The sequence below is a fragment of the Marinococcus sp. LNHM4E3-1 genome (assembly GCF_056034405.1).
Window position 1 is genome coordinate 1 of sequence record NZ_JBQLID010000019.1, and the last position, 26,773, is coordinate 26,773.

The window sequence follows — 26,773 nt, forward strand, 5'->3', positions numbered from 1 at the left end:
ACTGATCCAACTGAATGGTCGCTTCCCGGTAACGAGCTTCTTCCGCATTCCGCTTCATCATGCGCCATAACCCCTTTCCAGGCTATTTCTTTTTATCATAGCATAAAAAACTGCCGACACGCTCTAAAATTAGAGCCATTGTCGACAGTCTGAAGGAAAGCCGCCGGGGCTTTCCTTTTTCTTAATAGTACGGAGCGATCATAAAATAAACCACTACACCGGTAATGCTCACATACAGCCAAAGCGGCATCGTCCAACGGGCAATTTTACGGTGCTTCTGCACCTGATACGTAAAGCCTTTTAAAAATGTATAGATTGAAAGCGGCACGATCAATGCTGCCAAAATAATGTGAGAGATCAAAATAAAGTAATACACATATTGAATGATTCCTTCCCCGCCGTAGGACGTGCTCGATGCAAGGCTGTGGTACGCCAGATACGTGACGAGAAAAAGAGCGGTGGTCGAGAATGCCCCGTATATAAACCGGCGGTGCATTTTAATATTTTTTCTTAAAATAAAGTATAAAGCCCCGAGTAAAAATACAGTCGTAAAGCTGTTAAATATTGCATTCATCATCGGCAGAATGGTCAAATCGAAGCCGTTAAATGTCTGCCCGCCGCCTTCTACAAAAATCAAAACCGTGACGAGCCCGTTGATAATTACGCTGAGCAGTATCACGATCCACGTGTGCGTACGATTAGTTCGCTTCTGTTCTTCGGCTTTTAAATGCGACACGTATATTCCTCCTCTTCTCTGGTAGCGGTTATATTATACTAAATCACAGGGCTTTTTGCAGAGCCATGAATTAACAATCCAGTGAACGTTTTTTCTTTGCCATTGCTGCTTTCACATATTTTTCACATTTCATTATTTGTTCACGGGCGGACCAGTATTAAAAATTGACTTTTTCAGGCTGGAAATCTACGATTAATTATGTAAGAAAACGTGGAATTTTTAATTGCATTTATATTGAAGGAGTGACTTATTTTGCACTGGGGACTACGCATATTTGGCGTCATTACTTCCATCGGCATGCTTATTGTACTGCTGCAGGGAGCTCTGGTGACTAACACAGGGTCCGGGGAAGGCTGCGGTGCCACCTGGCCGCTTTGCTTTGGGGAAGTAGTACCTTCCAACCCTGCCGTCGCCACTATCATTGAATACAGCCACCGGCTCTGGTCAGGACTGATGGGACTTTTCGTTATTATTCTGGCTATCTGGTCGTCCGTGAAGCTTTCCCACTTACGGGAGACAAAATTTATGGCGCTGATGGCTGTATTGTTTATTATCTTTCAGGGATTAATGGGAGCCGGCGCTGTCATCTGGGGCAACTCGAGTCTCGTGCTCGCGCTTCATTTTGGCATCAGTGCCATTTCGCTTGCCACAGTTATCATGCTCACAATACTGGCATTTGAGGATAACGAGAAGCCATCGCTGCAGCCTAAAGTAACGAAAGGCTACCGCAGTTATCTGATCGCTACTATCGTCTATTCCTACGCCGTCATCTATACCGGCGCCTACGTGAAGCACTCCGGCGGATCAGAGATGGCCGGCTGGATCCATCGCGGTGCTGCTGTCGCTCTCATGATTGTCGTCGCAGTTCTGATGATTTGGACGCTGAAACGATTCAGGGCCTACACTTCCCTTGCTGCTATGAGTGTGATGACATTCGTTTTAATACTCGTTCAGGCAGGCGCAGGTATCGCTCTCCTTTTCGGAGCGCCTCATTTAACATCAGTGCTTATTCACGCGCTGACAATCAGCATTATTTTCACTATTATGACCTATATGCTCGTGATTATTACAAGGCGTCCCGCCCTTTCATCATCAGAGCTTACCAGCACCTCCAATAACATCAAGCAGAAAGAAGCAGGCCTTCATCATTAAAGGGCCTGCTTTTTTGCATTAGAAAAAGTCATACATAAATGGAGTGAACCCCGGGAGAACACGGTCAAGCAGCTCCAGCTGCTGTTTATTTCCTTTCACCAGCGACGTGCGCTCAGCTTCACGTACAGTGATATATCCCATAGCAATGGCGGTTAAGGTATTAATGGAAAGTTCGATGCCGGTGCGGTTTGAGAGAACTTCTTTAATTTCTGTCCGGCCCTCTTTCGATTTATACAGCTGCCAGCTCGTATTGTTCCAATCACAGAAGTCATCCTCCACATGCAGCACCAGAGACTCCTCGACCGGCAGATTCAACGGATACTGATGCAAAAATGGATATACATCGACAATCCTGGCCATAAAGTAGCTTTTTCTCGTTTCTTCAATTTTCGGCTCCGGCAGCAGATAACGGCTGGGATCATCAATAACTGGAGAAATTTTAGCGGTTTCAATCATGGAATCGTGATTCGCCAAAAACCGCCACAATTCTCTGCGGGCATCTTCATGCCAGGCCACGAATTCATGCACGGTCAACTGCTGCTCTTTTACCTCATACAGCACGTACCCGCTGTCAAAACCATTCGCATCAGTGTAAACAGCGGCATTTCCTTTTTTTCGCTGAAGCGTCCGGTTTTTCCACCACTGTTCAGACCGCGCAATCATGCCGGCATATTGTTTCGCCCACTTCTGATAGATATAGTCGAGAATCTGCCAGTCCTGCTGGTAGATTCGGCGAATACTGCCTTTTTCAGGCTCCCCAGTATCCGGAAGCTCGTTTTTCGTCACCGTCCAGTGCTTGGTATCACAGAACACCTCCCAGCCGAATTTCCGGTAAAAGGAAGTCGAAAATGGATAAAGCATCGAGATCGGAACCCCCCGGTCCCTCAAATCCACCAGTGCTTCCTTCAGCAATGAACGCACCAGGCTGCCCCGGCGCTTTTCCGGCCATGTTGCCACACCGGAAATTCCTCCCATCGGCATTTTTACATCCCCCAGGTAAACTACCGTGGGAAAAATAGCTACTTTAGAGAGGACCTTGCCCCGTTCGACCGCGACCCAGTTATCCTGGGGAACGATAGTCCGCCGCCTCTCCCGGCGCTGTTCTTCTGTTAAATGAATTTGAAAAGCATATTGGGCCAGATCCAGGCTCTGATCAATTTCTGATTTTTTCATACGGCGAATGTCCATGGCTTACTCTCCTTTAAACATTTCAATTGCTTTCTTTCGCTGTACCGAGTGGTCCACCTCAGGCTCCGGGTAGTCCTCTCCAAGGATACAGCCGTACTCCCGCTGCTGCTTTTCACTCATTTTCCACGGAGTATGAATATATTTTTTTGGAACTGACTGCAGCTCCGGCACATATTCACGAATATAATCGCCCTGCGGGTCAAAACGTTCACTCTGCCTCACTGGAGAAAAGACGCGGAAGTACGGTACCGCATCTGTACCAGTAGACGCAGCCCACTGCCATCCCCCGGCATTGGAAGAAGGATCATAATCAATCAGCCTTTCAGCAAAATACCTTTCCCCTTCTCTCCAGTCGATCAAATAATCCTTAGTTAAAAAGGAAGCAGCAATCATTCTTCCGCGGTTATGCATCCAGCCTATTTCATTTAACTGCCGCATACAGGCGTCTACAATCGGATAGCCGGTACGGCCTTCCTTCCACGTCTGCAGTCTTTTTTTATCATACTCCCACGGCAGATTCCGGTACGCCTCTTTCAGCTCCTTGTTTTTCAGCTCAGGACGTGTGGCGTGAATCATATTGTAATAATCTCTCCAGGCCAGTTCACTGACAAAAGCTTCAGCCCCGGGGTTCCCCTCTTCAAGCTGCTCTGAAAGGGCTTGATAAATCGTCCGAACTGACAGCCGGCCGGTTTTTAAGTAGGCAGAAAGCCGGCTCGTTCCGTCACTCGAAAGGGCATTGTTCGTTTCATGATACTCCGGGGCAATTTCCTCTACAAACGTTTCCAGCCGTTCCCGCCCGTCTTTCTCCGCAGTGCGCTCCCACGTCTTTTTGTTATTGTTCAAATAAGAAGACAGCTTATTATAAGCAGCCTTTTGCGGCAGTTCCAGACGCGCCTGCTTGCTGATAATACGATCGAGTCTGCATTCATACGGCTGTTCTTTTTCAAGCTGACGCCAGGCACGATAATAAGGAGTATAGACGGAATAGAATCCTCCGTCTTTTTTCTGCACTTCATCGGAGCGATGAAAATGAGCATCTTTATAGACATGTGCTTCTACGTTTTTCTGCTCCATTTCTTTTAATACCTGCTCGTCCCGCCGGGCCGCTTGCGGTGCTTCATCTTCATTAAAAAATAAATGCGCAAGCGCCGGAACTTTTTCTTTTAAGTACGTGAAAGCCTCATTCGCTGGACCGTGCAGAAAATATAATTGTATATGTTGATCATCGCATTCTTTACGAAATTTTTCTAGATTTTGAAAAAAATAATCATGATGAGGGCACGAATATTCATAAAAGTCTGGATCAAGATGAAAAACTAAAAACCACTGCCTGCCTCCTTCGGCTTCCACCCACCGCTGCATTTCATACATTGCCCGGTTATCTGTTAACCTTAAATCCCTTCGCATCCATAAAGCACTTACTTCAGTCATACACTCCGCTCCTTTTACACCCTAATGCTTCCTCTTCAATTCTATACCTTTTTTCCGTTTATTTTACGCTTTTTCCTGAAGAAAACATCCTTTTCGACAGATTTTTCCTTTCAGAAATATCCTCTCAGCGCTGAGAAGAAATCACTTTCGCTTTTTGTATTCATCATAAAAAAAGACCGGCCCGCCGGCCGATCTTTTTTAACTGTTATTCAAATTCGATAAGAAGATCTCCCGATTCAATCGGTTCATTATTTCCTACATACACGCCTTTAATTTTTCCATCAAATGGCGCCTGCACGGTTGTTTCCATCTTCATTGCTTCCGTAATCATGAGCTGGTCGCCTTTAGTCACTTCATCTCCCTCTTTTACAGAGGTTTTCAGCACAGTTCCAGGCATCGTCGCTCCGATTTGGTTAGGATTTGATTTGTCTACTTTCGGACGCACGCTGGCATCCACTTTAGCGTTTTTATCCTTCACAACTACTTCACGGGATTGTCCGTTCAATTCAAAATACACGTTTCTATGACCCGTTTCATCCGGCTCTGATACAGAGATGAGCTTCACGATCAGCGTCTTTCCTTTTTCAATTTCCACTTCCACTGTCTCTCCGAGCTCCAGCCCGTAGAAAAATGTCGGTGTATCCAGCACAGACACATCACTGAAGCTTTGACGGAACTGTTCAAACTCCATGTATACTTTTGGATACATCGCATAGGAAATCATATCATGGCTCGTCACTGGCCGGTCGAGTGTATTAAAGAGCTCTTCTTCAATAGCTTTAAAGTCGACCGGTTCGAGGTTTTCACCCGGACGGTTCGTAATAGGAGTACGGTCCTTCAAAATAATTTTTTGAAGTTTTTCCGGGAAGCCCTGGTGCGGCTGCCCTAAATACCCCTGGAAGAATTCCACTACGGAGTCCGGGAAATCGAGGTTCTGGCCGTTATCGTACACGTCTTCTTCTGTCAGATCGTTTTGAACCATATACAGTGCCATATCCCCGACAATTTTCGACGACGGTGTTACTTTTACAACATCTCCAAACATGTCATTCACACGGCGGTACATTTTTTTAACTTCACGCCAGCGGTCGCCAAGGCCTACCGCTTTAGCCTGCTGCTGCAGATTGCTGTACTGACCGCCCGGCATTTCGTGTTCATATACCTCAGGTGCAGGCGAACGCATGCCGCTTTCAAATCCCTGGTAGTATTCACGGGTCGTATCCCAGAAGTCACTGAGCTCCTGCAGGGCGCCAACATCAATCTTCGGCTGGCGCTTATTTCCGGACAGGGCATAGTACAGACCGTCTGCGCTTGGCTGGGAAGTAAGACCTGCCATGGAGCTTTCAGCCACATCCACAATATCCACTCCTGCTTCAACGGCGCGGGCATATGTGAAAATACCATTGCCGCTCGTGTCATGCGTATGCAGGTGAACTGGGATGGAAATCGAATCTTTTAGTTCAGAGACAAGCTGGTACGCGGCTTCCGGCTTTAACAGGCCTGCCATATCCTTGATGCCCAGAATGTGGGCGCCAGCGTTTTCAAGCTCTTTTGCAAGATTCTTATAGTATTTCAGGTCATATTTTTCCCGTTTCGGATCGAGAATATCCCCTGTATAACACATAGCTGCCTCAGCAATTTTGTTTGTCTGGCGCACTTCATCAATCGTAAGCGTCATGCCTTTCAGCCAGTTAAGAGAATCAAAGATACGGAACACATCGATACCGGCATGTGCTGATTTATGAACAAATTCTTTAATCAGGTTATCCGGATAGTTTTTGTATCCGACAGCGTTTGAAGAGCGGAAAAGCATCTGCAGAAGCGTGTTCGGCATACGCTCACGAAGTTCAATCAGCCGGGTCCACGGATCTTCATGCAGAAAACGCATGGCCACATCAAAGGTGGCTCCGCCCCACATCTCCGAGGAGAATAAGTTAGGGAGCATCCGGGAGGTCGGCTCTGCGATACGCTTCAGATCGTCGCTTCGGACCCTGGTAGCAAGCAGCGACTGGTGGGCGTCGCGGAACGTGGTATCGGTCAAAAGCACTTCGTTCTGCTCCTTCACCCAGTTCGCAAGCCCCTCCGGTCCCTGTTCATCGAGAATCTGCTTCGTTCCTCTCGGTATCGGTTTTTTCTTATCGATCTTTGGCACTACCGGCTTGTTGAGCGTTGGCTTTGGTGTATTTTCAAGCCCTGGGTACCCGTTTACAATTGTCTCACCGATAAATGTGAGCATTTTCGTACCCCGGTCCTGACGCACCGGGAATACAAACAGCTCTGGACTCGAATCAATAAAGGAGGTGTCATAGGTCCCGTTAATGAACTTATCGTGCTGGACGACATTTTCCAGAAACGGAATGTTTGTACGAATACCCCGGATCCGGAATTCCCGCAGGTTCCGGAGCATTTTTTCAGAAGCTCCTTCAAACGTACGTGCCCATGTGGATACCTTCACGAGCAGCGAATCGTAATACGGGGAAATGATCGCGCCCTGGAAACCGTTACCAGCGTCCAGTCTCACCCCAAAGCCGCCGCTTGAACGGTAAGCCATGATGCGTCCGGTATCCGGCATGAAATCATTCGCAGGATCCTCCGTGGTCACCCGGGACTGAATAGCATACCCGAACGTTTTAATATCCTTTTGCTCCGGAATATCTATGGAGTCGTCGTGCAGCGTGCCCCCATCAGCAATTTTCAGCTGGGACTGAACGATGTCCACGCCGGTAATCATTTCTGTGATTGTGTGCTCCACCTGAACACGCGGGTTCACTTCAATGAAGAAGAACTCACCCTTATCGTTTACGAGAAACTCTACCGTACCCGCGTTCACATATTCAATATTTTTAGCGAGCTGAACAGCTGCATCGCAAATACGTTCCCGCAGCGACTCATCGAGCGCAATACTCGGTGCTACCTCCACTACCTTCTGGTGACGGCGCTGAATGGAGCAGTCCCGCTCGTATAAATGTATAACGTTTCCTGCTTTATCACCGAGCACCTGTACTTCGATATGCTTTGGATTTTCCACGAATTTTTCAACGTAAACAATGTCGTTGCCAAAAGCAGATTTTGCTTCGGATTTCGCCCGGTCGTAAGCATCCTCCAGGGATTCCGCATCTCGGACGATACGCATGCCGCGCCCGCCGCCGCCAAGGGAAGCTTTAATCATGATCGGGAAGCCGTGCTTGTCAGTAAAATCTTTTACTTCCTCTACACTGTCTACCGGCCCGTCACTTCCCGGAATAACAGGTAGATCGGCAGCGATAGCTGTTTCTCTTGCTTTAACTTTATCACCGAACATTTCCAGGTGACGGGTCTCAGGCCCAATAAAGGTGATGCCCTCTTCGTCACACCTTCTGGCAAAATCAATATTTTCAGAAAGAAAACCGTAGCCTGGATGTATAGCATCGACACCATTCTCTTTTGCCGTACGGATAATATCTTCAATATCCAGGTATGCATCGATCGGCTTCTGCCCTTCGCCAACTAAGTATGCTTCATCTGCTTTATAACGGTGAAAGGCGCCTACATCTTCATTGGAATAAATAGCCACGGTGCGTATATGTAATTCGGTGCACGCCCGAAATATGCGTATAGCAATTTCACCGCGGTTTGCTACTAATACCTTTTTAATATTCTCTAGACCGTTCATCCTTCTCCTCCTCTTATCTAATGCATCTCCTGCAGGATGTATCTATCTTATCCCGATAGGTTCAATCAGAATTATCTTCAATAACTGATAATTCTAAATATAAATTATCATACGCAAGAACCAGGCCATCTGTCAAAGTAATATTCTCATTTTTTAAAAATTTATGCCTATTTTGATTATGGGCGGCTCCTGCGTAACGTTTCTTTACCCTGTTTTTCATCCGCGTAAAACTTTTAATTAAAAATATAGCTGTTTGTAAAAAAACCAAGCTATTCAATTAGAATAGCTTGGCTCATCCACCGACTGTTGCTTCATGAAAAGCAGCAAGTTTCCGTTCGAGTTCAGAAAGAATTTGTTTACCGGTATGTTCGTCGATGAGATTCAAACGAATGGCAAAATCAATTTCTCTTGAAAGGCCAAACATTTGTGTATCAAGCACCTCTTCGTAAAGCGGGCATTGAGGCATTGTCAGGTTGTCCATCTGTACTTCAATAAGTTTTCTAATTTTCTCAGCATCTGCTTTTAATAAAGCATACGCTTTCTCACTATGTTCTGTTGCTGCCCTCATGCTCAAGGCAATCCCTCCTACAAGCTGACTCCTTCTATTCATCTTATCTGTTCATTAAAAAAAAAGCAAGATGGTTTGCGTATAAAATCTTGATTCTTCAGACTATATGCCATAACCTCCGGGGGCAGCAATAGCTTCTGCTTTTTCTCTATTACCCGGTTGTGGTAGCATAAAAACCAGTTCCTATCAGCAGTTATTAAATTGGAGGAGTTCCTCATGAATTTCATTGTAATGATTCAGGGAAATGTTCATTTCCCAATCACCCTCGATCCTACTACCTGGATCTTTGACGACCGTAAAATTGATCTCGATACGTATTTTGATACCGATCCCTCCGCTGAAGAACAGCCTTCCACGGAAGCTGATCATACAGCCAGAAGATTTGCAAGAGACCGCGAGGAAGGATCCAACGCTCCGGATCCGGATCCTGGCCGGGGACGCACCAATAAGGTACGCAATAAAAAAGAAGCTATCATTAATGGCTCATTTGGCATCAGATTTGAGCCGTTTTTGGAGAACGCCGAACCGAAAGAAGATGCCAGCCACGTCGTTGTGGAAACTGAAGCACAAACTCATCTCGTGTCTCTCGAGGAAGCGAAAAATTTTATCTTAGCCTTTTCCCATAAAGGAAGCCCGTTGAAAGAAGACGGACCGGTCCATATTTATTACGGCGACGGATCTAATAAAGCCGATCCTATTCGGCACGTGACAGGGTTCCGGGTAAAATAATCAGAAATGACAGCTGGAGCAACCCCAGCTGTCGTTTCTTTATAATATATCTGCTGCAAGCTGGGCAAGGCCGGAGCGTTCCCCTTTTTCCAGTTTTACATGCCCGCTGATTCCTTGGTTTTTAAACATTTCAACCACATAAGCGAGTCCATTGTTCAGTTCATCAAGATACGGATGGTCGATCTGAGCCGGGTCGCCGAGAAAAACAATTTTACTGCCTTCCCCTACCCTTGTCAGTATCGTTTTCACTTCATGCTTTGTCAGGTTTTGGGCTTCATCAATAATAATATACTGATCTGGAATGCTGCGCCCTCGGATATAAGTTAAAGCTTCCACTTGGATTGACCCCATTCCGGCGAGAATGGAATCGAGCTCTCCGGGCTTCTTGGCATTAAATAAATACTCCAGGTTATCGTAGATAGGCTGCATCCAGGGACGCAGCTTTTCATCCTTTTCTCCCGGTAGATACCCTATATCCTTCCCAAGCGGCACGACAGGCCTTGCCACCAAAAGCTTATGGTAACGCTCCATATCTTCAATCTGCAGCAAACCGGCCGCTAGAGTTAACAGGGTCTTTCCAGTTCCTGCCCGTCCGGTTAACGTCACAAGCGGGATGTCTTCTCTGAGCAGCAGCTCAAGCGCCATCTTCTGTTCCACATTTTTCGGGCGGATGCCCCATACATGGTCGATATCGGAAGTAAATTTGCGAATTCTTTTTCCGGATTCATCAACTTTTGCAAGAGCCGAAGAGCTGCTCAGGGCGTCTCTTAAAATGAGAAATTCATGAGGGCAGAAGCCTTCTTCCGAAACTTCTTCAGAGGCCAGTGAGCCTTCCTCGAAAAAAGCGTCAAGCAGCGGCCTGTCCACCGTCAGCGTCTGATGCCCTTTGTAAATATTGTCATATTGAGTGACACGGTCATTCAGAAAGTCTTCGGCCGTTATGCCGAGTGCATCTGCTTTCACGCGCACAAGAGCATCTTTGCTGATAATGACAACATGGTAATCTCCCATCAGCTCGTATTCGTCCTTTAAATTTTGAGCCACTGCCAAAATTCGGTTGTCATTGGTTACCTCGATAAAGGTATCTTTCATGCTTTCATACGAACGGTGATTCAGTTCCACACGCAGTGTGCCTCCTGAACCAAGAGGAACTCCTTCATGCAGTCTGCCCTTTCCACGGAAGCGGTCCAAAATTCTTGCTGTTTCTCTCGCATTCCTTCCAAGTTCATCCATTAATCGCTTTTTGGAATCAATTTCTTCCAATACTACAGCTGGAATTACGACATGATGTTCATCAAACTGATAAATTGCCTGGGGATCCTGGAGCAGTACGTTCGTATCTAAAACGTAAATTTTTTTCATATAAGGTGCTTCCCCCTATCTTATCTCTATCGGGATATTATATTCCGTTTATGTTCCTCATAGCTTCAAGTACTTTATTGTCTAACTCTTCCGCCGCTTCCGGGTCATATGTCTTTTCAAACACCGGTCCGCGGAGCATTTTTGATCCATAGAACATTACGTCCTTCACTTCCACAACATCCACTTCTATAAGCGCAAGCGGAAAAGAAATTCCACTTACTTCAGTTGTTAAAATTTTTCCTTTACCTGCAATGGAATACGTAGTGCCTCCGCCGATGACAGTCATTGCCATGCCAGGTGTCTCCCGCAGATTTTTCACAGCAGACGCCCGGGCATCAACAGCAAACCGGAGAATCCTCGGAGAAGCTGCATAAACCCATGAAACAGCGTGAACATCCGGGGTGGAACTTTTTGGTTCGATAGTAGAAACCGTCACATATTGTTCCTGCTTTAATAAATGGACGATTTCTTCGGGTAGTTCGTCAAATACTCGACTAGCCATATGTATCCCCCCTTATATGTATAATAGTACCATTTTGATCAGAAAATTTGTCCATTCTTTTTCGGATTTCTCCGTTTATTTTTTTCTGTTTCATTCATCTAAGGCTCGTTCTGTTCTCAAAGCAGCGCCCGTGTTATACTTGATGCATATCTTTTGGCTGAGCAAAGCAGAGGTGAAACGAAATGATGCGCGTAAAGTGCGTAATCTGCGATGAAATTCATAAATTGGACGATGAAAATCCGGAAGCAAAAAAAATTCGGAACCGGCCGATTCACACGTATATGTGCCCCGAATGCCATGAACGCATTACTAACCGGACGAATGAGCGAAAGGCTACCGGCCATTTCCATCTGTACCGGGATCCGGTGAAAAATAACAACTGGTAATAGCGGCATCATACAGCTCCACCGCTTTTCAATTAAATGTTTTCTAAAATAAAAATTCCGGCTGCAGTAAAAACTGCAGCCGGAATTTTTATTATTTGGAAACGCTCTGGCGTTTTTCTTCGCGCTCGCGCTCGCCTTTTTGGAGAATTTTCTTTCTGAGGCGGATAGAATCCGGAGTAACTTCGCAGTACTCATCTGCGTTTAAATACTCAAGAGCTTCTTCAAGTGTTAGAATCCGTGGTCGTTTCATCGTTACGGTCTGATCTTTGTTAGCTGAACGCACGTTTGTTTGCTGCTTCGCTTTTGTAACGTTTACAGCCAAATCATTTTCCCGGCTGTGCTCGCCGACAATCATGCCTTCGTAAATTTCAGTACCCGGTTCAACAAACATTGTACCGCGGTCTTCAAGCTGCATCATACTGTAAGGAGTCGCTTTTCCATTTTCCATGGAAACGAGCACTCCCTGACGGCGGCCGCCAATCTGCTCTTTAATATACGGACGATATTCTTCAAACGTATGGTTCAGGATACCGTAACCTTTAGTCTGGGATAGGAATTCGTTCGTATATCCAACCAGACCACGGGATGGAATCATGAAATCGATCCGGACCTGGCCATCGCCTTTATTGACCATGTTTTCCATTTCGCCTTTACGCTCACCGAGAGACTCCATAACCGCTCCGGTATAGTCTTCCGGCACATCAACCTGCAGACGCTCATACGGTTCACAGAGTACACCGTCCACTTCTTTAACGATTACCTGCGGCTTGGATACCTGGAGCTCAAAATCCTCGCGGCGCAGGTTTTCAATTAAGATGGATAAGTGAAGCTCACCGCGTCCGGAAATCAACCATGCGTCCGGACTGTCCGTCTGCTCGACCCTTAGACTTACGTCGGTTTCGAGCTGCGTAAGCAGCCGCTCTTCAATTTTACGGCTCGTAATTTTAGAGCCTTCGCGTCCGGCAAACGGACTGTTGTTCACAAGAATAGTCATTTGAAGTGTCGGTTCGTCAATACGGAGTACCGGCAGTGCTTCCTGATGATCGACCGGGCACATTGTTTCTCCGACCATGATATCTTCCACTCCGGAAATAGCTACGAGATCTCCTGCCTTGGCTTCGCTGATTTCTTCTTTTTTCAGACCGAAGAAACCAAACATTTTGGAAATCCGGAACTTTTTCACCGTACCGTCAAGCTTGACCAGCGCGGCATGATCACCTGTCCGGAGCGTCCCGCGGAACACTCTTCCTACGCCGATTCTTCCAAGGTAGTCATTATAATCAAGCATCGCTATCTGGAACTGGAACGGCTCATCGCTGTTATCAAAAGGAACCGGCACGTTATCTGAAATCATGCGGAAAATAACATCCATGTCCTCGTCCTGTTGTTCAGGATCTTCGCTGGCTGTTCCGTTAATAGCAGAAGCATAAACAACTGGAAAATCGATTTGGTCTTCGTTAGCTCCAAGCTCGATAAACAGGTCCAGCACTTCATCCACAACTTCTGACGGACGGGCCATATCGCGGTCGATTTTGTTTACTACTACCACCGGGGTTAAGTTCTGCTCCAGTGCTTTTTTCAAAACAAAACGCGTCTGCGGCATGCAGCCCTCGTAGGCGTCTACAACAAGCAGTACGCCATCCACCATTTTCATGATGCGTTCAACTTCCCCGCCAAAATCCGCGTGGCCGGGAGTATCAAGAATATTGATACGCGTATCATGGTATTTCACCGCTGTGTTTTTGGCCAGAATTGTAATGCCGCGTTCTTTTTCAATATCGTTTGTGTCCATTGCCCGCTCGTCTACCTGTTCATTTTCCCGAAATGTTCCTGATTGACGAAGAAGCTGGTCGACGAGGGTTGTTTTCCCGTGGTCAACGTGGGCAATAATCGCGATATTGCGAATATCTTTGCGTAAAACTGTCACTATAAATCTCTCCTATTCTCTTGCTGCAATCATAACAAACCCTGGCGCTCGACGAGATCGTCTTCCATAAAGCCAGGGTTCTCATTGCCATTTTTATCTGAGTTCCTACCATTTACATTTTACATTGTCAGTATAACATATGACGGGTTTCATTGAAGAAACGCCGCCTGGCAAGTTACCATCACAGACACTACTTTCTTCAATATAACATAAACCATTCCTGAATCAAAGCCGGCTGTACTTATTTGAGTTTTCTTTCCAAAGCCGATAAAATAATAACAGTATTATTTTAAAGGAAGAAGGGACTCTATGACAAAACTACAGTGGTTATACCTGCTGCTTGCAGCGTTAGCTATTTTTGGCATCGCCTCTATTGGGATTGCTATAGCCGAAGCTTCCATTATTATTGCTGTTATATCCATCGCTGTAACGTGCTCAGCCTTTTATTTTGCCAGAAAGCTGAAAGCAAATTCTGCATCGTAGCCAAAAATCAGTACGGGGGATCAGCTGTTCAGCATCCCCCGTATTTTTTCCTGCAGAGCCGGACGGCCCGCCAGATACGGGCCTTTTTCAAGCATTGACGGCCGCTGGTTATCGATCGTCGAAATATCCGCCCCCACTTCCCTTAACAACACTTCTGCCCCGGCAAAATCCCACGGTGCAAGCCACAGGTTCACATAGGAATCAAGACGCCCGCATGCTACATAGCAAAGTTCAATTGCAGCAGAGCCATAGGCCCTGGTGCTTCTTGATTCATCCACAATATTACGCATCTGTCTGGCATAAGGAATTTTTTCGTTTTTAATCCACCTGGCGTTAATACCTACAATTGATTCATTTAATTCTGCCGGCTTCAGCTTTGGCAGCTTGACATCGTTGCGGTACGCACCTCTTCCTTCCAGTGCGGTAAACCATTCGTCTGCCATGACATCATAGACAATGCCAACTTTGCCGATGCCATTTTCAAAAACAGCCAGGGATACAGCAAAATTAAACTGCTGATGTACAAAATTCGTCGTTCCATCGATTGGATCTATAATCCAGATAATATCGTCGGTATCCATAATATCCGCTCCGGCTTCTTCTTCTCCTAAAATACGATGACCAGGGTATTCCTCCATGATCTTTTTTGTTAACAGCCGCTCAATTTTGAAATCCATTTCTGTGACTAAATCATTTGGATTCGATTTTGTTTCTATAATTAAGCTTTCCTTCAGGGAAGCGCGTAGCAGCTCCCCGGCTTCCTGTATCCATTGTACAGCCTTCTGCTGCATTGCTGACCAATTCTCTTCCATTATAATCCTCTCCGCTTCTTCCTTATGTATATGAGTTTATGTTCCCTCAATACAGCAAATTTATGCACCAATTTCTTCATAAAAAAGCCCGGACTGCTGTAATGCAGCCCGGACCTTCTTACTTTATATTATACTTCCAGCCGAATCCACTCCTGGCGTAATTGCTCTAAGCGGTATTTGCTGGCATGAATGGATGTTAAATCTTCTTCTGCCATGGCGTCATGAAGGGTTACCAGTTCATAATCAATTTCTAAGCGCAGTACCGGGATTCGTTCTTCTGCATCTCTACGTTTAAACGCCTGAATTACTTGTTCCAAGTTTCCCACACCCCTTAATGGAATAATAATGTTTCGAGCTGAAAGTTAACGACGCTGGCAATTCTTCTCAGAATGTTCAGAAAATATAAGATACAGAACTATCTCTATTGTTCAGAAATTATATTCTGTAACAGTCTCTCCTTACTGTGTTTCCTGTGTATCTAACGATATACTGGCAACGCTTGAGTAATCGTTATTCTTTAAGGATTATTGGAATTATAAAACCTTTTTACCGGAAACGCAAGAAAAACACACAAAAATTTTCAGTATTTTTAAATAATTGCGTTTTCTCCATGATTCAATTGGTTGCCGGAGGCCCAGATTTTCAGTATGCTTGAGGACAGACCAATTGAAAAAGGAGCAGTCATTACATGAGCAGACAGCATTTCACCAAAAATGATTTTACTATTATGCAGGCAGAAGGTCTTGAAAACCGCATGACTCAAATCCGGAACGACATTCAACCAGTTTTTTCCCGCCTGGCAGAACCGCTGGCTGAAGATCTTTCCACAGATACGGGCGAAGAATTGTTTACTCATATTGCAAAACATGCCAGACGTTCTGTGCATCCTCCGGAGAGCACCTGGTTCGGTATTGCCCCGGATAAAAGAGGCTACAAAAAGCATCCTCATTTCCAGGTCGGACTTTTTGATGACCATTTATTCGCCTGGCTGACTCACATGTACGAAGTACCGGAAAAAGCGGATATCGGTGAAAAGTATCTCGACCGCCTCTCTCAGCTTACTTCCCTTCCGGACGACTATAAAATTTCCCCGGACCATACGAAACCGGACGCATTCTTTATTCATGAAAATAAGGATAAGGTCATTCACACCCTTGAGCGTGTAAGGGATGTAAAAAAAGCAGAACTTCTGATTGGCCGTCAGTTTGATGCAGAAACGGCTGCTTCCTGGAACGAAGATGAAACGTACGATTATATTTATAGTACATTCAGGGAACTCCTTCCTTTATATCAGCTGTCATTGCAGACAGTATAAAAATGCCGGACGCTCTATTCTGAGCGCCCGGTCATATTAATTTTTTCCCCTGCTTCTGCTTTTTTTGCCGCCTGCACCGTTTTCCAGCAATTCACTTCAGCATCCTCATCAAACTGGCGGAACATCTGCTTTTCCTCGCTTTTACTCGGCACGATTTCTTTAAATTTCCCATACAGTTCTAAAATATCCTCCCGGGGCACAGCTTTACCGTGTGCTGTTTCAATCACTTGAAAAAACGTGGTCACATCGATAATTTCCTGTGTAGTCCACTCCATGGAGATGGGTATATTAACATTTTCTTTCATCGCTGCTTCCCCCTTCGGTAATATTCTAGCAAATCCCGGCCGGAACGTCTCACAAAGTTATTTATTGACGGCAGGAAATCTGCTATAATTTGAATGTTTTTGAACGCATTGGAGGGACACATATGAACAGACAGCAGCTTACTCCGATATTCACTAAATTAAAAGAGCATATCCAGGCGCAGCCCGTGCCTTTCCACATCCCCGGGCACAAAAACGGCACTGGAATGGATGAAGAGTTTCGTGAATTTATCGGCAGTAATATATTAAATATGGACTTAATTAATATCGAACCGCTTGATGATCTGCATCACCCTTCCGGCGTTATTGATGAAGCACAGAAGCTTGCCGCAGAAGCCTTCGGTGCCGACTATACCTTTTTTTCTGTTCAGGGAACAAGCGGTGCCATTATGACGATGATCTTATCTGTTTGTGCTCCGGGAGACAAAATTCTCGTTCCGAGAAATGTGCACAAATCGATTATGAATGCGATCATTTTTTCAGGAGCCGTCCCGGTATTTATGTATCCGGCGCTCGATGAAGAGTTCGGTATTTCGCACGGTATTACACCTTTAACAACACAGCATGCTCTCGACAGGCATCCTGATGCGAAAGCCCTGCTTGTGATTAACCCGACATATTTCGGTTTTTCCTCCGACCTGGGTGCCATTGCAGAAACCGCTCACCAGTACGATGTACCAGTCCTGGTCGATGAAGCTCACGGAGTGCACATTCATTTCCACGAAAGCCTTCCTCCTTCAGCCATGGAGGCGGGTGCTGACATGGCTGCTACAAGCGTGCATAAGCTCGGGGGATCAATGACCCAGAGCTCTGTATTAAATGTCCAGGGCCCCCGGGTTTCCATTGCTCACGTTCAGGCGGTCTTCAGCATGCTGACTACAACATCTACGTCGTATCCACTTCTGGCCTCGCTCGACACTGCACGCAGACAGCTTGCTTTAAAGGGACACAGGCTGATAGAAAATACGCTTGAACTCGCTGAAGAAGCCAGAGCCTCTATTAATTCCATTAACGGCCTCTACTGTGCGGGCGCTGAAATGCTTGAACAGAACACTGTCACCGCCATGGATCCGACAAAGCTGTTAATTTCTGTTCAACAGCTTGGCATCAATGGCTATGAAGCTGAAAAATGGCTGCGAAAGCATTATCGTATTGAAGTAGAGCTCTCTGATTTGTATAACATTCTATGCATTATCAGCTTTGGCGATACAAAAAAAGAAGCATCGCTTCTTGTACAGGCAATGAAGGATCTCGCCCGGGAGTATTATGCTCCTGAGTCCTACACGGCTCCGGCAGTATTAAAGCTTCCGTCTATCCCGACACTATCCATTGCTCCCCGTGATGCATTCTACGCCGAAAAAGAGACAATTGCACTTTCAGAAAGCGCCGGCCGGATTATCGCAGAATTTATTATGATCTACCCGCCGGGCATCCCGGTGCTTCTTCCAGGCGAAATTATTACCCAGGAAAATTTAACGTACATTCAGGCTAACGCAGCAGCAGGCCTCCCAGTCCAGGGTCCCGAAGACCCTTCTCTTCAAACTGTACGTGTCATCCAGGAGCAAAAGCCGATTCAATAAAAAAAGCAGCCGCGGCTGCTTTTTTTGCTTTTACATATAATGGGGCAGCTTGGCATTAATGAAAGACATAATTTCTTCGAGAAGCCATACTTCTTCTTTTTCCAGCTCTTTCATCTCTGCCTCTCTTGAAACAATAATTCCCCCGGCAAATACTTCATTATCATAAAACGGAAGCATCCAGTGATACATTCCTTCTTCCCTGCAGCAAAACACTGTTCTTTCTATATCTGCCAGAAGCAAAAGACCGTTTTGAATATCCATTTCTTTCGTAAATACCGGATGCACGTCTCCGTCCTGCCATTCAAAATGCGTCCATTTATTAACGTACAGCGAAATCAGGTCTTTATGCGGCCAGTATTTTTGAAATGCATTCATAACATCATGAAGGAAGCCTTCAGGCGTTATGGAATAATCATGGGCAAGACCTACGTGCAGCCTTATTTCATCATATAGTGCAGAATGGTCCATAGATGTTCCCCCTTCGTGTGAATCCTATTCATTTTTAATCAATATAGCATTAATATGGTGCCCATTAAAAATTTTCAACAAAATTCGACATAAAAAGCTTTAATATCAAGCATTTTTCTACTCTTTTTCTATATATTGGGGGTCAATAAAGGAATAGCCTTTTTCATTAAATCCTTCAATAATTGGACCGAGCGCTTCTTTCGTCCATTCCCTGTCATGCATAAGAATATTTGCACCATCCGTTAATAGTTCCGTATTCAGCGTAATATCCGTGAGTGCTTCTGCTTCCTGGTATTCTGCTTCAAAATCATACCCATACGTCCAATTCATTTTTATCATGCCATGTTCTTTGGCATATTCATCACTAAATGAAGTGTTCTGTCCAAACGGGGCACGGAAAAATGCCGGTGTTTCCCCGGTTATTTCTTTTACAAGTTCATCGGTTTCTTTTAATTCTTCAAGCTGCGCCTCTTCTGATAAATCCGGAAGTGAAGCATGAGAAGTCGTATGATTACCTATCGCAAACCCCATGTCGTGTATTTTTTTCAGGGCATTTCTGCCTTCTTCATCTTTCAGAAACATACCATTTACAAAAAAGATGGCAGGCACCTCATTTTCCGCTAAAATATCCGCGATTTTTACAGCATTTCCATCCGGAGCATCATCAAATGTGAGAAGAACTTCATTGCCTTCGCTTTCTTCTGCCTGGATTGTCCAATTTGCTTCATTAACTTTATAGATCAGTTCTTCCTCCTTTGAGACTGATTCTTCTTGCTGCTCCTGCTCCCCTTTTTTTTCCTTATTCTGCTCCCCTGTTTCCTCATGAGCAGCAGTATTTGCTTTTTCTTTTTTTTCTGCATCTGCATTGTCTTCTCCTGTATTCGAACAGCCTGCAAGAAGTACGGCTAGCGATGATAATATCAGCATTTTTTTCAACCCCGAGTCCCCCTGTTTAATTATTCCCTTTTATATTTTAGCAAAATTTCTGCAAGGCAGGGCTAAAAGTCTAAAAAATTTCTATAAAATGTTAATAATAACGTTTGTATGGAAATATTAACGCTGCTTATTACCCCTAGGTATTTTTTAACAATTATATATGAAGCCTTCTGGGTTTGGGGGCCTAGGTTTAGGGTATAGATTATTCATGCGTCCTGGTTGCGTATGAAGTTATGAGTGTTATAATAATCATCGTTGTCATTTATTAAATAGGTATGTACCTGCTTACAGGAATTGCAACTATCCCCTCTTTTGCTGAGTACCGCTGCCTAAAAATCGAATACCCCGCTAAAAGAAAGGTGGAATGTAAAAAGTCATGAGAAAATTAACAAGCGTCTTTTTTGTGACCCTGATAGCGGCGCTTGCGGTAATCATCTGGGGTGTTGTCACGCCAGGAAATTTAAATACAGTGACCGGTGAGATCCAGGGATGGATTGTTACTAATCTCGGATGGTTTTATCTAATTTCCGCAACGTTTTTCGTTATCTTTTGTATTTACTTAGTGTTTAGTCCATACGGGAAAATTCGTTTGGGGAAACCAGACGAACGACCGGAGTACAGTTACTTAACATGGTTTGCGTTTCTATTTACAGCCGGTATGGGGATCGGCCTGGTATACTGGGGCGTTGCTGAGCCGCTTTATCACTATTACGGTGGGCCTGAAGCAGAGGCACAAAGCCAGGCGGCAGCAGCAGACTCTATACGTCTTTCGTTTTTCCACTGGGGTCTTCACCCGTGGGCAGTTTATTCAGTTGTAGCACTCGCACTTGCCTATTTCCAGTTCCGTCATAACGCCCCGGGGATTATCAGCTCGGCGTTCCGGCCGCTTCTTGGCGATCGTGTCGACGGATCGATGGGTACTTTAATCAACTTTATTGCTGTATTCGCTACTATTTTTGGTGTCGCCCAGTCCCTCGGATATGGAGCCACCCAGGTCAACGGCGGGCTGAGTTATATTTTTGAAGGAATCAATCTCAATCTGCCGACACAGCTGATTATTATTCTTATCTTCACTATTATTTATCTTGCATCGGCAACGACCGGCTTAAACAGAGGTATCCGCTATTTAAGCTGGGCAAACATTGCGCTGGCTGCGGTACTTATGCTGTTTGTCCTTTTCGCCGGACCGACGACAAGCATTTTAAACTCTTTCACAAACGGTATTGGAGCCTATATGGAGAACCTGCCGGCCCAGAGCTTTACCACGTATGAATATAGTGGAGACCGGGCATGGCTCGACTCCTGGACAATATTCTACTGGGCCTGGTGGATTGCATGGGCACCATTTGTTGGTACCTTTATTGCCCGCGTATCCCGTGGCCGGACGATCCGTGAATTTATTACCGGTGTCCTGCTAGTACCATCGATCTTTTCGTTTGTATGGTTTGCCGTTTTTGCAACAACAGGTATTGCTGAAGACAATGCTCAAAACGGCGGCCTGTACGAGTTAATGACGAGCCAGAGTGATGAAATTGCTCTGTTCGGCCTTCTTGACACCCTTCCTTTCGGAGCGATCACAGGCTTTGTAGCATTACTTTTGATCATGAGCTTTTTCATTACTTCCGCAGACTCGGCTACATTTGTTCTCGGAATGCAAACGACAAACGGAAGCCTGAACCCGCCGGTTTCCATTAAATTCATCTGGGGACTTGTTATTTCCGGTTCTGCAGCGATGCTGCTCGCATCCGGAGGTATTGAGGGTATACAAATTGTCATGACTATTGCGGCCCTGCCGTTTACTATTATCATGATCTTAATGTGTGTATCCTTGTTAAAAGCTCTCCAAACCGACCGCACTATTCTTAATAAAGAACGCAAGCTGCGCCAGGATGATGAAACAGGACTTTCCCGTCGTGAACGCGAACAGCTTCGCAAAGAACAGGAAGAGCTTCAAAAAGACCTGACTGGCAAAGAGTAGCTTGTAAACGAAATAAGAAAACCCCGGCCAGAGCGCCGGGGTTTTTATTATACTAAGAAGGCATGAAATATTCTGCTTCCGCGAGCAGCTGCTCTTCTACTATACACAAGAAGGCCACGGCTGTGATAAGCCGCGGCCTTCTTAATTTTATTACGTAATGTGAATTGGCATGCCAAGTGCTGCTTCTGCCGTTTCCATCGTAATCTCACCTAACGTTGGGTGAGCATGAACGGTCATCGCCACATCTTCTGCCGTCATACCTGCTTCAATTGCCAGGCCTGCTTCTGCAATCATGTCAGAAGCGTTAGGACCAACGATTTGTGCCCCGATGACTAATCCATCATCCTTGCGCGTAATGAACTTCATGAAGCCTTCAGAGACGTCCAGAGACAATGCCCGTCCGTTTGCCTGGAACGGAAACTTCGCGGATTTTACGTCAAAGCCTGCTTCCTTCGCGTCTTCTTCAGTGTATCCAACGCTTGCAAGCTCCGGATCCGAGAAGACAACCATCGGCATACCGAGATAATCGACTGCTGCTGCTTCTCCGGCAATAGCTTCTGCAGCTACTTTCGCTTCGTAGGAAGCTTTATGAGCAAGCGGCAGGCCAGGTACGATGTCACCAATTGCGTAGATGTTATCTACACTGGTACGGGACTGCTCGTCCACCTGGATAAGACCACGTTCGCCGATTTCCACGCCGATTTGCTCAAGTCCCAGTTCTTCTGTATTTGGACGGCGTCCTACAGCAACCAGTACATATTCTGCTTCAAACGTTTTTTCTTCGCCTTTTACTTCAGCTGTAAGAGTTACGCTGTCCTCTGATTCCTCAACGCCCTGGGCAAATGCTTCTGTTTGAATATCAACGCCCTGTGCTTTTAATTTCTTCTGCACCGGCTGAGTCATCTGCTTTTCAAAGCCCTGGGAAAGAATACGATTCTCGCCTTCAAGCACCGTCACCTCTGTACCAAGGTTTGCATACGCTCCAGCCATCTCGATGCCGATATAGCCGCCGCCGACCACAATCATGCTTTTCGGAATTTCTTCGAGATTTAAGCCGCCAGTAGAATCAAGTACACGTTTTCCGAACGGAAGCGGCTTGAGTTCCACCGGACGGGACCCCGTAGCAATGATGCAGTTATTAAATTTATACGTTTGGGAACTGTATTCATCCGTGGAAACTTTTACCTGATCCTTGTCGGAGAAGTAAGCTTCCCCTTTTACGATATTTACCTTGTTTGCTTTTAGAAGGGATTCAACGCCGCCAGTAAGCTTTTCAACGACGCTGCCTTTCCACTCCTGTACCTTTGTGAAATCCACATCGGCACCTTTAGAGGTGATACCCATGTTTTCCGCGCCTTCATTGGCTTCGTGAAAACGGTGGCCCGCCTGGATTAATGCTTTGGACGGTACGCAGCCTACGTTCAAGCAGACTCCGCCCAGATTTCCTTTTTCTACGATAGTTACCTTTTGTCCAAGCTGGGCCGCACGGATGGCCGCGACATAGCCACCCGGACCAGCACCTACTACTAGCGTGTCAATTTCTTCTGCAAAATCTCCTACTACCATGAATTATCCCTCCATTGAGATTAGTTCTGGTTCATTTAACAAGCGTTTGATGTGATTCAATGCGTGCTGTGCTGTCATGCCATCGATTAGGCGGTGGTCATAGCTTAATGAAAGAGCAAGCATTGGCGCAGCAACAATTTCACCGTCGCGCACTACCGCTTTTTCTTCAATACGGCCAATACCAAGAATCGCTACTTCCGGATGATTAATAACCGGAGTAAAGAAAGCACCTTTTGCAGATCCAAGGTTCGAAATCGTAGCAGAGCCTCCGCTCATTTCAGCCGAGGAAAGCTTTCCGTCTCTTGCTTTTGTAGCAAGTTCGTTGATTTCGTCAGCCAGTGTAAAGATTGGCTTGCGATCTGTGTCCTTCACAACCGGTACGACAAGTCCCTGCTCTGTATCAGCTGCAATACCGATATTGAAGTAATGCTTATACACGATTTCAGAAGCTTCATCATCGATAGAAGCGTTCAATACAGGGAACTTACGGATTGCGGAAGTCAGAGCTTTTACTACGTACGGCAGGTACGTAAGCTTGATATCCTGCTCTGCTGCCATCGGCTTGAATTTTTTACGGTGGTCAACCAGCGCACTGACGTCCACTTCGTCCATATGAGTAACGTGTGGAGCCGTCTGTTTTGATTGTACCATTTTTTGAGCGATAGCTTTACGGATACCTTTAAGCGGCACACGTTCTTCCATAGCGCCCTGATCCTGGGAAGGTGCTGCTGCGCTCGCTGCTGTTTTGCTTTCTTCAGCGCCGGAAGCAGCTTCTGTTGTTTCTTCTTCAGCTGACTGATCGCCGCTCAGGAATGCATCGATATCTTCACGGAGAATACGGCCGTTTTTGCCTGTTCCTTTGACTTTTTGAATCGTTACGTCATTTTCACGCGCATATTTGCGCACAGAAGGCATGGCGATAACGCGTGCGTTTTCATCTACGTCTGCTTCTCCTGACGTACTGGCACTCTCGCCGCCTGCTGGTGTCGGACTTTCTTTTTCTGCTTCCGTGGAAGCCGGCTGAGCATCATTCTGCTCCTGCTCGTCTCTTTCTGATTTACCTTCGGAACTTTCATCGCCGGAAGCATCTTCCGCGGAATCATCTGAAGAGGACTCCTCTCCGCTGCCATCATCGATAGTGAGAATCACTTCACCGACGGTGGTTGTTGTTCCTTCATCCACTTTAAGCTCTAAAACTTTTCCGTCTACAGGGGAAGGAATTTCCACAACTGCTTTATCGTTTTGTACTTCGCAGAGTACGTCGTCTTCTTTGATTTCATCGCCGGGCTTAACCTGCCATGAAACGATCTCGCCTTCGTGAATTCCCTCACCAATATCGGGAAGTTTAAATTCATAAGCCAAAACAAATGCCTCCTTTAGTTTACATTCGATATTACGCGTAGCAAACAGGTTGATTTCAGCCATCAACCTGTTGCAGTCATTTACAAATTTAGAAGTTGAGTACTGCTTTCGCCTTTTCGATCACGTCATTTTCATTTGGCAGCCATACATCTTCAGCCGCTGCAAATGGGAAAACAGTGTCAGGAGCTGCTACACGAAGTACCGGTGCCTCAAGGTGCAGAATTGCGCGCTCATTAAGGTCAGCCATAACGTTGGAGCCGACACCTGCCTGTCTTTGTGCTTCCTGCACCATAACAGCACGATTAGTCTTTTTCACGGATTCAACAATGGTGTCCATGTCAATCGGGCTTACAGTACGCAGGTCGATTACTTCTGCTTCGTATCCTTCCTCTGCAAGCTGATCAGCTGCTTTCAGGCATGTGTGCACCATAGCGCCGTAAGCAATCAGAGTAACGTCTTTTCCTTCACGCTTCACATCCGCTTTGCCGATTTCCACTGTGTATTCCTCTTCCGGCACTTCTTCCCGGAAAGAACGGTACAGCTTCATGTGCTCGAGATAAAAGACCGGGTCATTGCTGCGGATAGCAGAAATCAGCAGACCTTTTGCATCGTAAGGAGTCGATGGAATAACAACTGAGATACCCGGGGATTGTGCAATCAGGCCTTCCAGGCTGTCAGCGTGCAGCTCCGGAGTCTTCACTCCGCCGCCGTAAGGTGTACGGATAGTTACCGGCGCACCGTATTTACCGCCTGTGCGGTAGCGCAGACGTGCGATCTGGCCGACAACTTCGTCCATTGTTTCAAATACAAAGCCGAAAAACTGGATTTCCATTACCGGACGGAAGCCAGTAACAGCCAAACCGAGCGTTAAGCCCCCGATACCAGATTCTGCGAGCGGAGTATCAAATACACGCTCTTCACCAAACTCATCCTGCAGGCCTTCCGTAGCACGGAAAACACCGCCGTTCTGGCCTACGTCTTCCCCATAGACGAGGACGTTCTCGTCATTTTTCAGTTCCGTACGCATTGCATCTGTAATTGCTTGAATCATCGTCATTTGCGCCATGGCTTACTTCGACTCCTTCTCTCTGTATTCTTCGAGCTGTTCCTGCAGGTTTTGCGGAAGCTTTTCATACATAATTTCGATTAAATCGGAGGCTTTTTGTTTCGGTGTATCGTCTGCCTGTTTAATCGCTTCTTTAATATCGGCTTTCGCCTGATCTACCACTTCGTTTTCTTTATCTTCATTCCAAAGGTCTTTATCCTCAAGAAACTTCCGGAAACGAATAAGCGGGTCTTTCTTTTCCCATTCGTTATCGAGTTCTTCTGTGCGGTAACGGGTCGGATCGTCACCAGCCATTGTATGCGGGCCGTAACGGTAACACACGGACTCAATCAGGGTAGGTTCTCCGTTTAAGGCATTCTTACGGGCTGTTTCCGTGACAGAGTACATGGCAAGGATGTCCATGCCGTCAACCTGCACGCCGTGAATCCCAGCAGCTACCGCTTTTTGAGCAATCGTTTTAGCTGCGGACTGTTCTTCTACCGGCACGCTGATGGCAAATTGGTTGTTTTGCACAACAAAGATAGCCGGAGCTTCATAGGCACCTGCGAAGTTCATACCTTCGTAGAAGTCGCCCTGGGAAGCGCCGCCGTCCCCAGTATAAGTAATAGCAACATTATCCTGATGACGGCGCTTTAAACCAAGCGCGACGCCTGCTGCCTGTACAATCTGAGCCCCGATAATTATTTGAGGGGGGAGAATGTTTACGCCTTCCGGAATCTGACCGCCATGGAAATGGCCGCGGGAATAAAGGAACGCCTGATATAACGGAAGGCCGTGCCATACTACCTGTGGTACATCCCGGTAGCCCGGAAGAATCCAGTCTTCTTTTTCCAGTGCATAGTGGGAGCCGATCATGGAAGCTTCCTGTCCTGCTACTGGCGCGTAGAAGCCGAGCCGTCCCTGACGGTTCAGGGAAATGGCGCGCTGGTCCCAGATGCGCGTATAGACCATGCGGTGCATGATTTCCTGAAGCTGCTCATCGGAAAGGTCAGGCATTGCGTCCTTGTTAACTACCTCTCCGTTTTCATTTAAAATTTGAAACATTTCAAAGTGACTTTCGACTTGTTCAATCGTTTTTGTCGCCACAAATGTTCACCTCTTCCTCTCTTCTTAAAATACACCGGCTGTATCCAGTAGTTGTGTTTTATCTGTTCTTCAATTATCGCCCGAATTTCACAATCTGCTGCTAGAGTATTTTCCGCGTGCGGATTTAAGACCACATCATCTTTTAATACCCTTCACAAGCTTAAT

At 46.0% G+C, this 26,773-nt stretch carries 24 protein-coding genes; 7 read left to right on the plus strand and 17 right to left on the minus strand.

Annotation, left to right across the window (positions count from 1 at the left end; translation table 11 throughout):
- Window positions 1-181 precede the first annotated feature (181 nt).
- On the minus strand, window positions 182-736 hold the full coding sequence (locus ACTRXI_RS14980) for a DUF420 domain-containing protein (protein WP_474263821.1): 555 nt from the start codon (window positions 734-736) through the stop codon (window positions 182-184).
- A 252-nt stretch (window positions 737-988) separates the two neighbouring features.
- Between ACTRXI_RS14980 and ACTRXI_RS14985 the strand changes: the two genes are divergently transcribed.
- Window positions 989-1,888, plus strand: coding sequence for a COX15/CtaA family protein (locus ACTRXI_RS14985; RefSeq protein WP_474263823.1), 900 nt, complete (start codon window positions 989-991; stop codon window positions 1,886-1,888).
- Between the two features lie 18 nt (window positions 1,889-1,906).
- On the opposite strand, the gene ACTRXI_RS14990 is transcribed toward ACTRXI_RS14985, so the two are convergent.
- From ACTRXI_RS14990 to ACTRXI_RS15005, 4 genes are all read right to left on the minus strand, one after another.
- A complete protein-coding gene (locus ACTRXI_RS14990) occupies window positions 1,907-3,076 on the minus strand; it encodes a GNAT family N-acetyltransferase (RefSeq protein WP_474263825.1) in 1,170 nt (389 codons plus the stop codon).
- A gap of 3 nt (window positions 3,077-3,079) precedes the next feature.
- Window positions 3,080-4,507: a cryptochrome/photolyase family protein gene (locus tag ACTRXI_RS14995; RefSeq protein ID WP_474263827.1), complete on the minus strand. Its 1,428-nt coding sequence runs from the start codon at window positions 4,505-4,507 to the stop codon at window positions 3,080-3,082.
- A gap of 205 nt (window positions 4,508-4,712) precedes the next feature.
- Window positions 4,713-8,159, minus strand: coding sequence for a pyruvate carboxylase (pyc, locus tag ACTRXI_RS15000; RefSeq protein ID WP_474263829.1), 3,447 nt, complete (start codon window positions 8,157-8,159; stop codon window positions 4,713-4,715).
- Between the two features lie 292 nt (window positions 8,160-8,451).
- Window positions 8,452-8,727 (minus strand): Fpa/YlaN family protein, encoded by a 276-nt coding sequence (locus ACTRXI_RS15005; protein ID WP_094907905.1) that lies wholly within the window; start codon window positions 8,725-8,727, stop codon window positions 8,452-8,454.
- A 216-nt stretch (window positions 8,728-8,943) separates the two neighbouring features.
- Between ACTRXI_RS15005 and ACTRXI_RS15010 the strand changes: the two genes are divergently transcribed.
- Window positions 8,944-9,456 (plus strand): peptidyl-prolyl cis-trans isomerase, encoded by a 513-nt coding sequence (locus tag ACTRXI_RS15010; RefSeq protein ID WP_474263832.1) that lies wholly within the window; start codon window positions 8,944-8,946, stop codon window positions 9,454-9,456.
- 39 nt (window positions 9,457-9,495) lie between these two features.
- Here ACTRXI_RS15010 and ACTRXI_RS15015 read toward each other — a convergent pair whose 3' ends face one another.
- On the minus strand, window positions 9,496-10,818 hold the full coding sequence (locus ACTRXI_RS15015; protein ID WP_022792655.1) for a PhoH family protein: 1,323 nt from the start codon (window positions 10,816-10,818) through the stop codon (window positions 9,496-9,498).
- Between the two features lie 37 nt (window positions 10,819-10,855).
- Window positions 10,856-11,320: a pyridoxamine 5'-phosphate oxidase family protein gene (locus ACTRXI_RS15020; RefSeq protein WP_462865164.1), complete on the minus strand. Its 465-nt coding sequence runs from the start codon at window positions 11,318-11,320 to the stop codon at window positions 10,856-10,858.
- A gap of 185 nt (window positions 11,321-11,505) precedes the next feature.
- Between ACTRXI_RS15020 and ACTRXI_RS15025 the strand changes: the two genes are divergently transcribed.
- Window positions 11,506-11,706, plus strand: coding sequence for a YlaI family protein (locus ACTRXI_RS15025; protein WP_462865405.1), 201 nt, complete (start codon window positions 11,506-11,508; stop codon window positions 11,704-11,706).
- A gap of 91 nt (window positions 11,707-11,797) precedes the next feature.
- Here the strand turns inward: ACTRXI_RS15025 and typA are convergent, their stop codons facing one another.
- A complete protein-coding gene (gene typA, locus ACTRXI_RS15030) occupies window positions 11,798-13,633 on the minus strand; it encodes a translational GTPase TypA (RefSeq protein WP_474263835.1) in 1,836 nt (611 codons plus the stop codon).
- A 309-nt stretch (window positions 13,634-13,942) separates the two neighbouring features.
- Between typA and ACTRXI_RS15035 the strand changes: the two genes are divergently transcribed.
- Entirely contained in the window at window positions 13,943-14,116 is a 174-nt protein-coding gene (locus ACTRXI_RS15035) for a DUF5325 family protein (protein ID WP_474263837.1), read from the plus strand.
- Window positions 14,117-14,136: 20 nt separating this feature from the next.
- Here ACTRXI_RS15035 and ACTRXI_RS15040 read toward each other — a convergent pair whose 3' ends face one another.
- Together ACTRXI_RS15040 and ACTRXI_RS15045 are read right to left on the minus strand one after the other, a co-directional pair.
- Window positions 14,137-14,928 carry an inositol monophosphatase family protein gene (locus ACTRXI_RS15040; protein WP_474263839.1) on the minus strand — a complete coding sequence of 264 codons (792 nt, stop codon included), beginning with the start codon at window positions 14,926-14,928 and terminating at the stop codon, window positions 14,137-14,139.
- Window positions 14,929-15,056: 128 nt separating this feature from the next.
- Window positions 15,057-15,245 carry a hypothetical protein gene (locus tag ACTRXI_RS15045; protein WP_022792649.1) on the minus strand — a complete coding sequence of 63 codons (189 nt, stop codon included), beginning with the start codon at window positions 15,243-15,245 and terminating at the stop codon, window positions 15,057-15,059.
- Window positions 15,246-15,616: 371 nt separating this feature from the next.
- Here ACTRXI_RS15045 and ACTRXI_RS15050 point away from each other — a divergent pair, with 371 nt between their 5' ends.
- Window positions 15,617-16,243, plus strand: coding sequence for a YktB family protein (locus ACTRXI_RS15050; protein WP_474263841.1), 627 nt, complete (start codon window positions 15,617-15,619; stop codon window positions 16,241-16,243).
- Between the two features lie 14 nt (window positions 16,244-16,257).
- On the opposite strand, the gene ACTRXI_RS15055 is transcribed toward ACTRXI_RS15050, so the two are convergent.
- On the minus strand, window positions 16,258-16,548 hold the full coding sequence (locus tag ACTRXI_RS15055) for a UPF0223 family protein (protein WP_474263843.1): 291 nt from the start codon (window positions 16,546-16,548) through the stop codon (window positions 16,258-16,260).
- A 122-nt stretch (window positions 16,549-16,670) separates the two neighbouring features.
- Here ACTRXI_RS15055 and ACTRXI_RS15060 point away from each other — a divergent pair, with 122 nt between their 5' ends.
- Window positions 16,671-18,146, plus strand: coding sequence for an aminotransferase class I/II-fold pyridoxal phosphate-dependent enzyme (locus ACTRXI_RS15060; RefSeq protein WP_474263845.1), 1,476 nt, complete (start codon window positions 16,671-16,673; stop codon window positions 18,144-18,146).
- A 30-nt stretch (window positions 18,147-18,176) separates the two neighbouring features.
- Here the strand turns inward: ACTRXI_RS15060 and ACTRXI_RS15065 are convergent, their stop codons facing one another.
- The gene (locus tag ACTRXI_RS15065; protein ID WP_474263847.1) at window positions 18,177-18,614 is read right to left on the minus strand and encodes a hypothetical protein; all 438 of its coding nucleotides are present in this window, start codon (window positions 18,612-18,614) and stop codon (window positions 18,177-18,179) included.
- Window positions 18,615-18,731: 117 nt separating this feature from the next.
- Window positions 18,732-19,541, minus strand: coding sequence for a polysaccharide deacetylase family protein (locus ACTRXI_RS15070; protein WP_474263877.1), 810 nt, complete (start codon window positions 19,539-19,541; stop codon window positions 18,732-18,734).
- 385 nt (window positions 19,542-19,926) lie between these two features.
- On the opposite strand from ACTRXI_RS15070, the gene ACTRXI_RS15075 reads away from it, so the two are divergent.
- Complete coding sequence (locus ACTRXI_RS15075; RefSeq protein WP_474263849.1) at window positions 19,927-21,528, plus strand: glycine betaine uptake BCCT transporter; 1,602 nt, start codon at window positions 19,927-19,929, stop codon at window positions 21,526-21,528.
- Window positions 21,529-21,678: 150 nt separating this feature from the next.
- Here the strand turns inward: ACTRXI_RS15075 and lpdA are convergent, their stop codons facing one another.
- From lpdA to pdhA, 4 genes are all read right to left on the minus strand, one after another.
- On the minus strand, window positions 21,679-23,094 hold the full coding sequence (gene lpdA, locus ACTRXI_RS15080; protein ID WP_474263851.1) for a dihydrolipoyl dehydrogenase: 1,416 nt from the start codon (window positions 23,092-23,094) through the stop codon (window positions 21,679-21,681).
- 3 nt (window positions 23,095-23,097) lie between these two features.
- On the minus strand, window positions 23,098-24,456 hold the full coding sequence (locus ACTRXI_RS15085; protein WP_474263853.1) for a dihydrolipoamide acetyltransferase family protein: 1,359 nt from the start codon (window positions 24,454-24,456) through the stop codon (window positions 23,098-23,100).
- A gap of 88 nt (window positions 24,457-24,544) precedes the next feature.
- Window positions 24,545-25,522 carry an alpha-ketoacid dehydrogenase subunit beta gene (locus ACTRXI_RS15090; protein ID WP_474263855.1) on the minus strand — a complete coding sequence of 326 codons (978 nt, stop codon included), beginning with the start codon at window positions 25,520-25,522 and terminating at the stop codon, window positions 24,545-24,547.
- Between the two features lie 3 nt (window positions 25,523-25,525).
- Complete coding sequence (gene pdhA / locus ACTRXI_RS15095) at window positions 25,526-26,566, minus strand: pyruvate dehydrogenase (acetyl-transferring) E1 component subunit alpha (protein ID WP_474263879.1); 1,041 nt, start codon at window positions 26,564-26,566, stop codon at window positions 25,526-25,528.
- Between the last annotated feature and the right edge of the window lie 207 nt (window positions 26,567-26,773).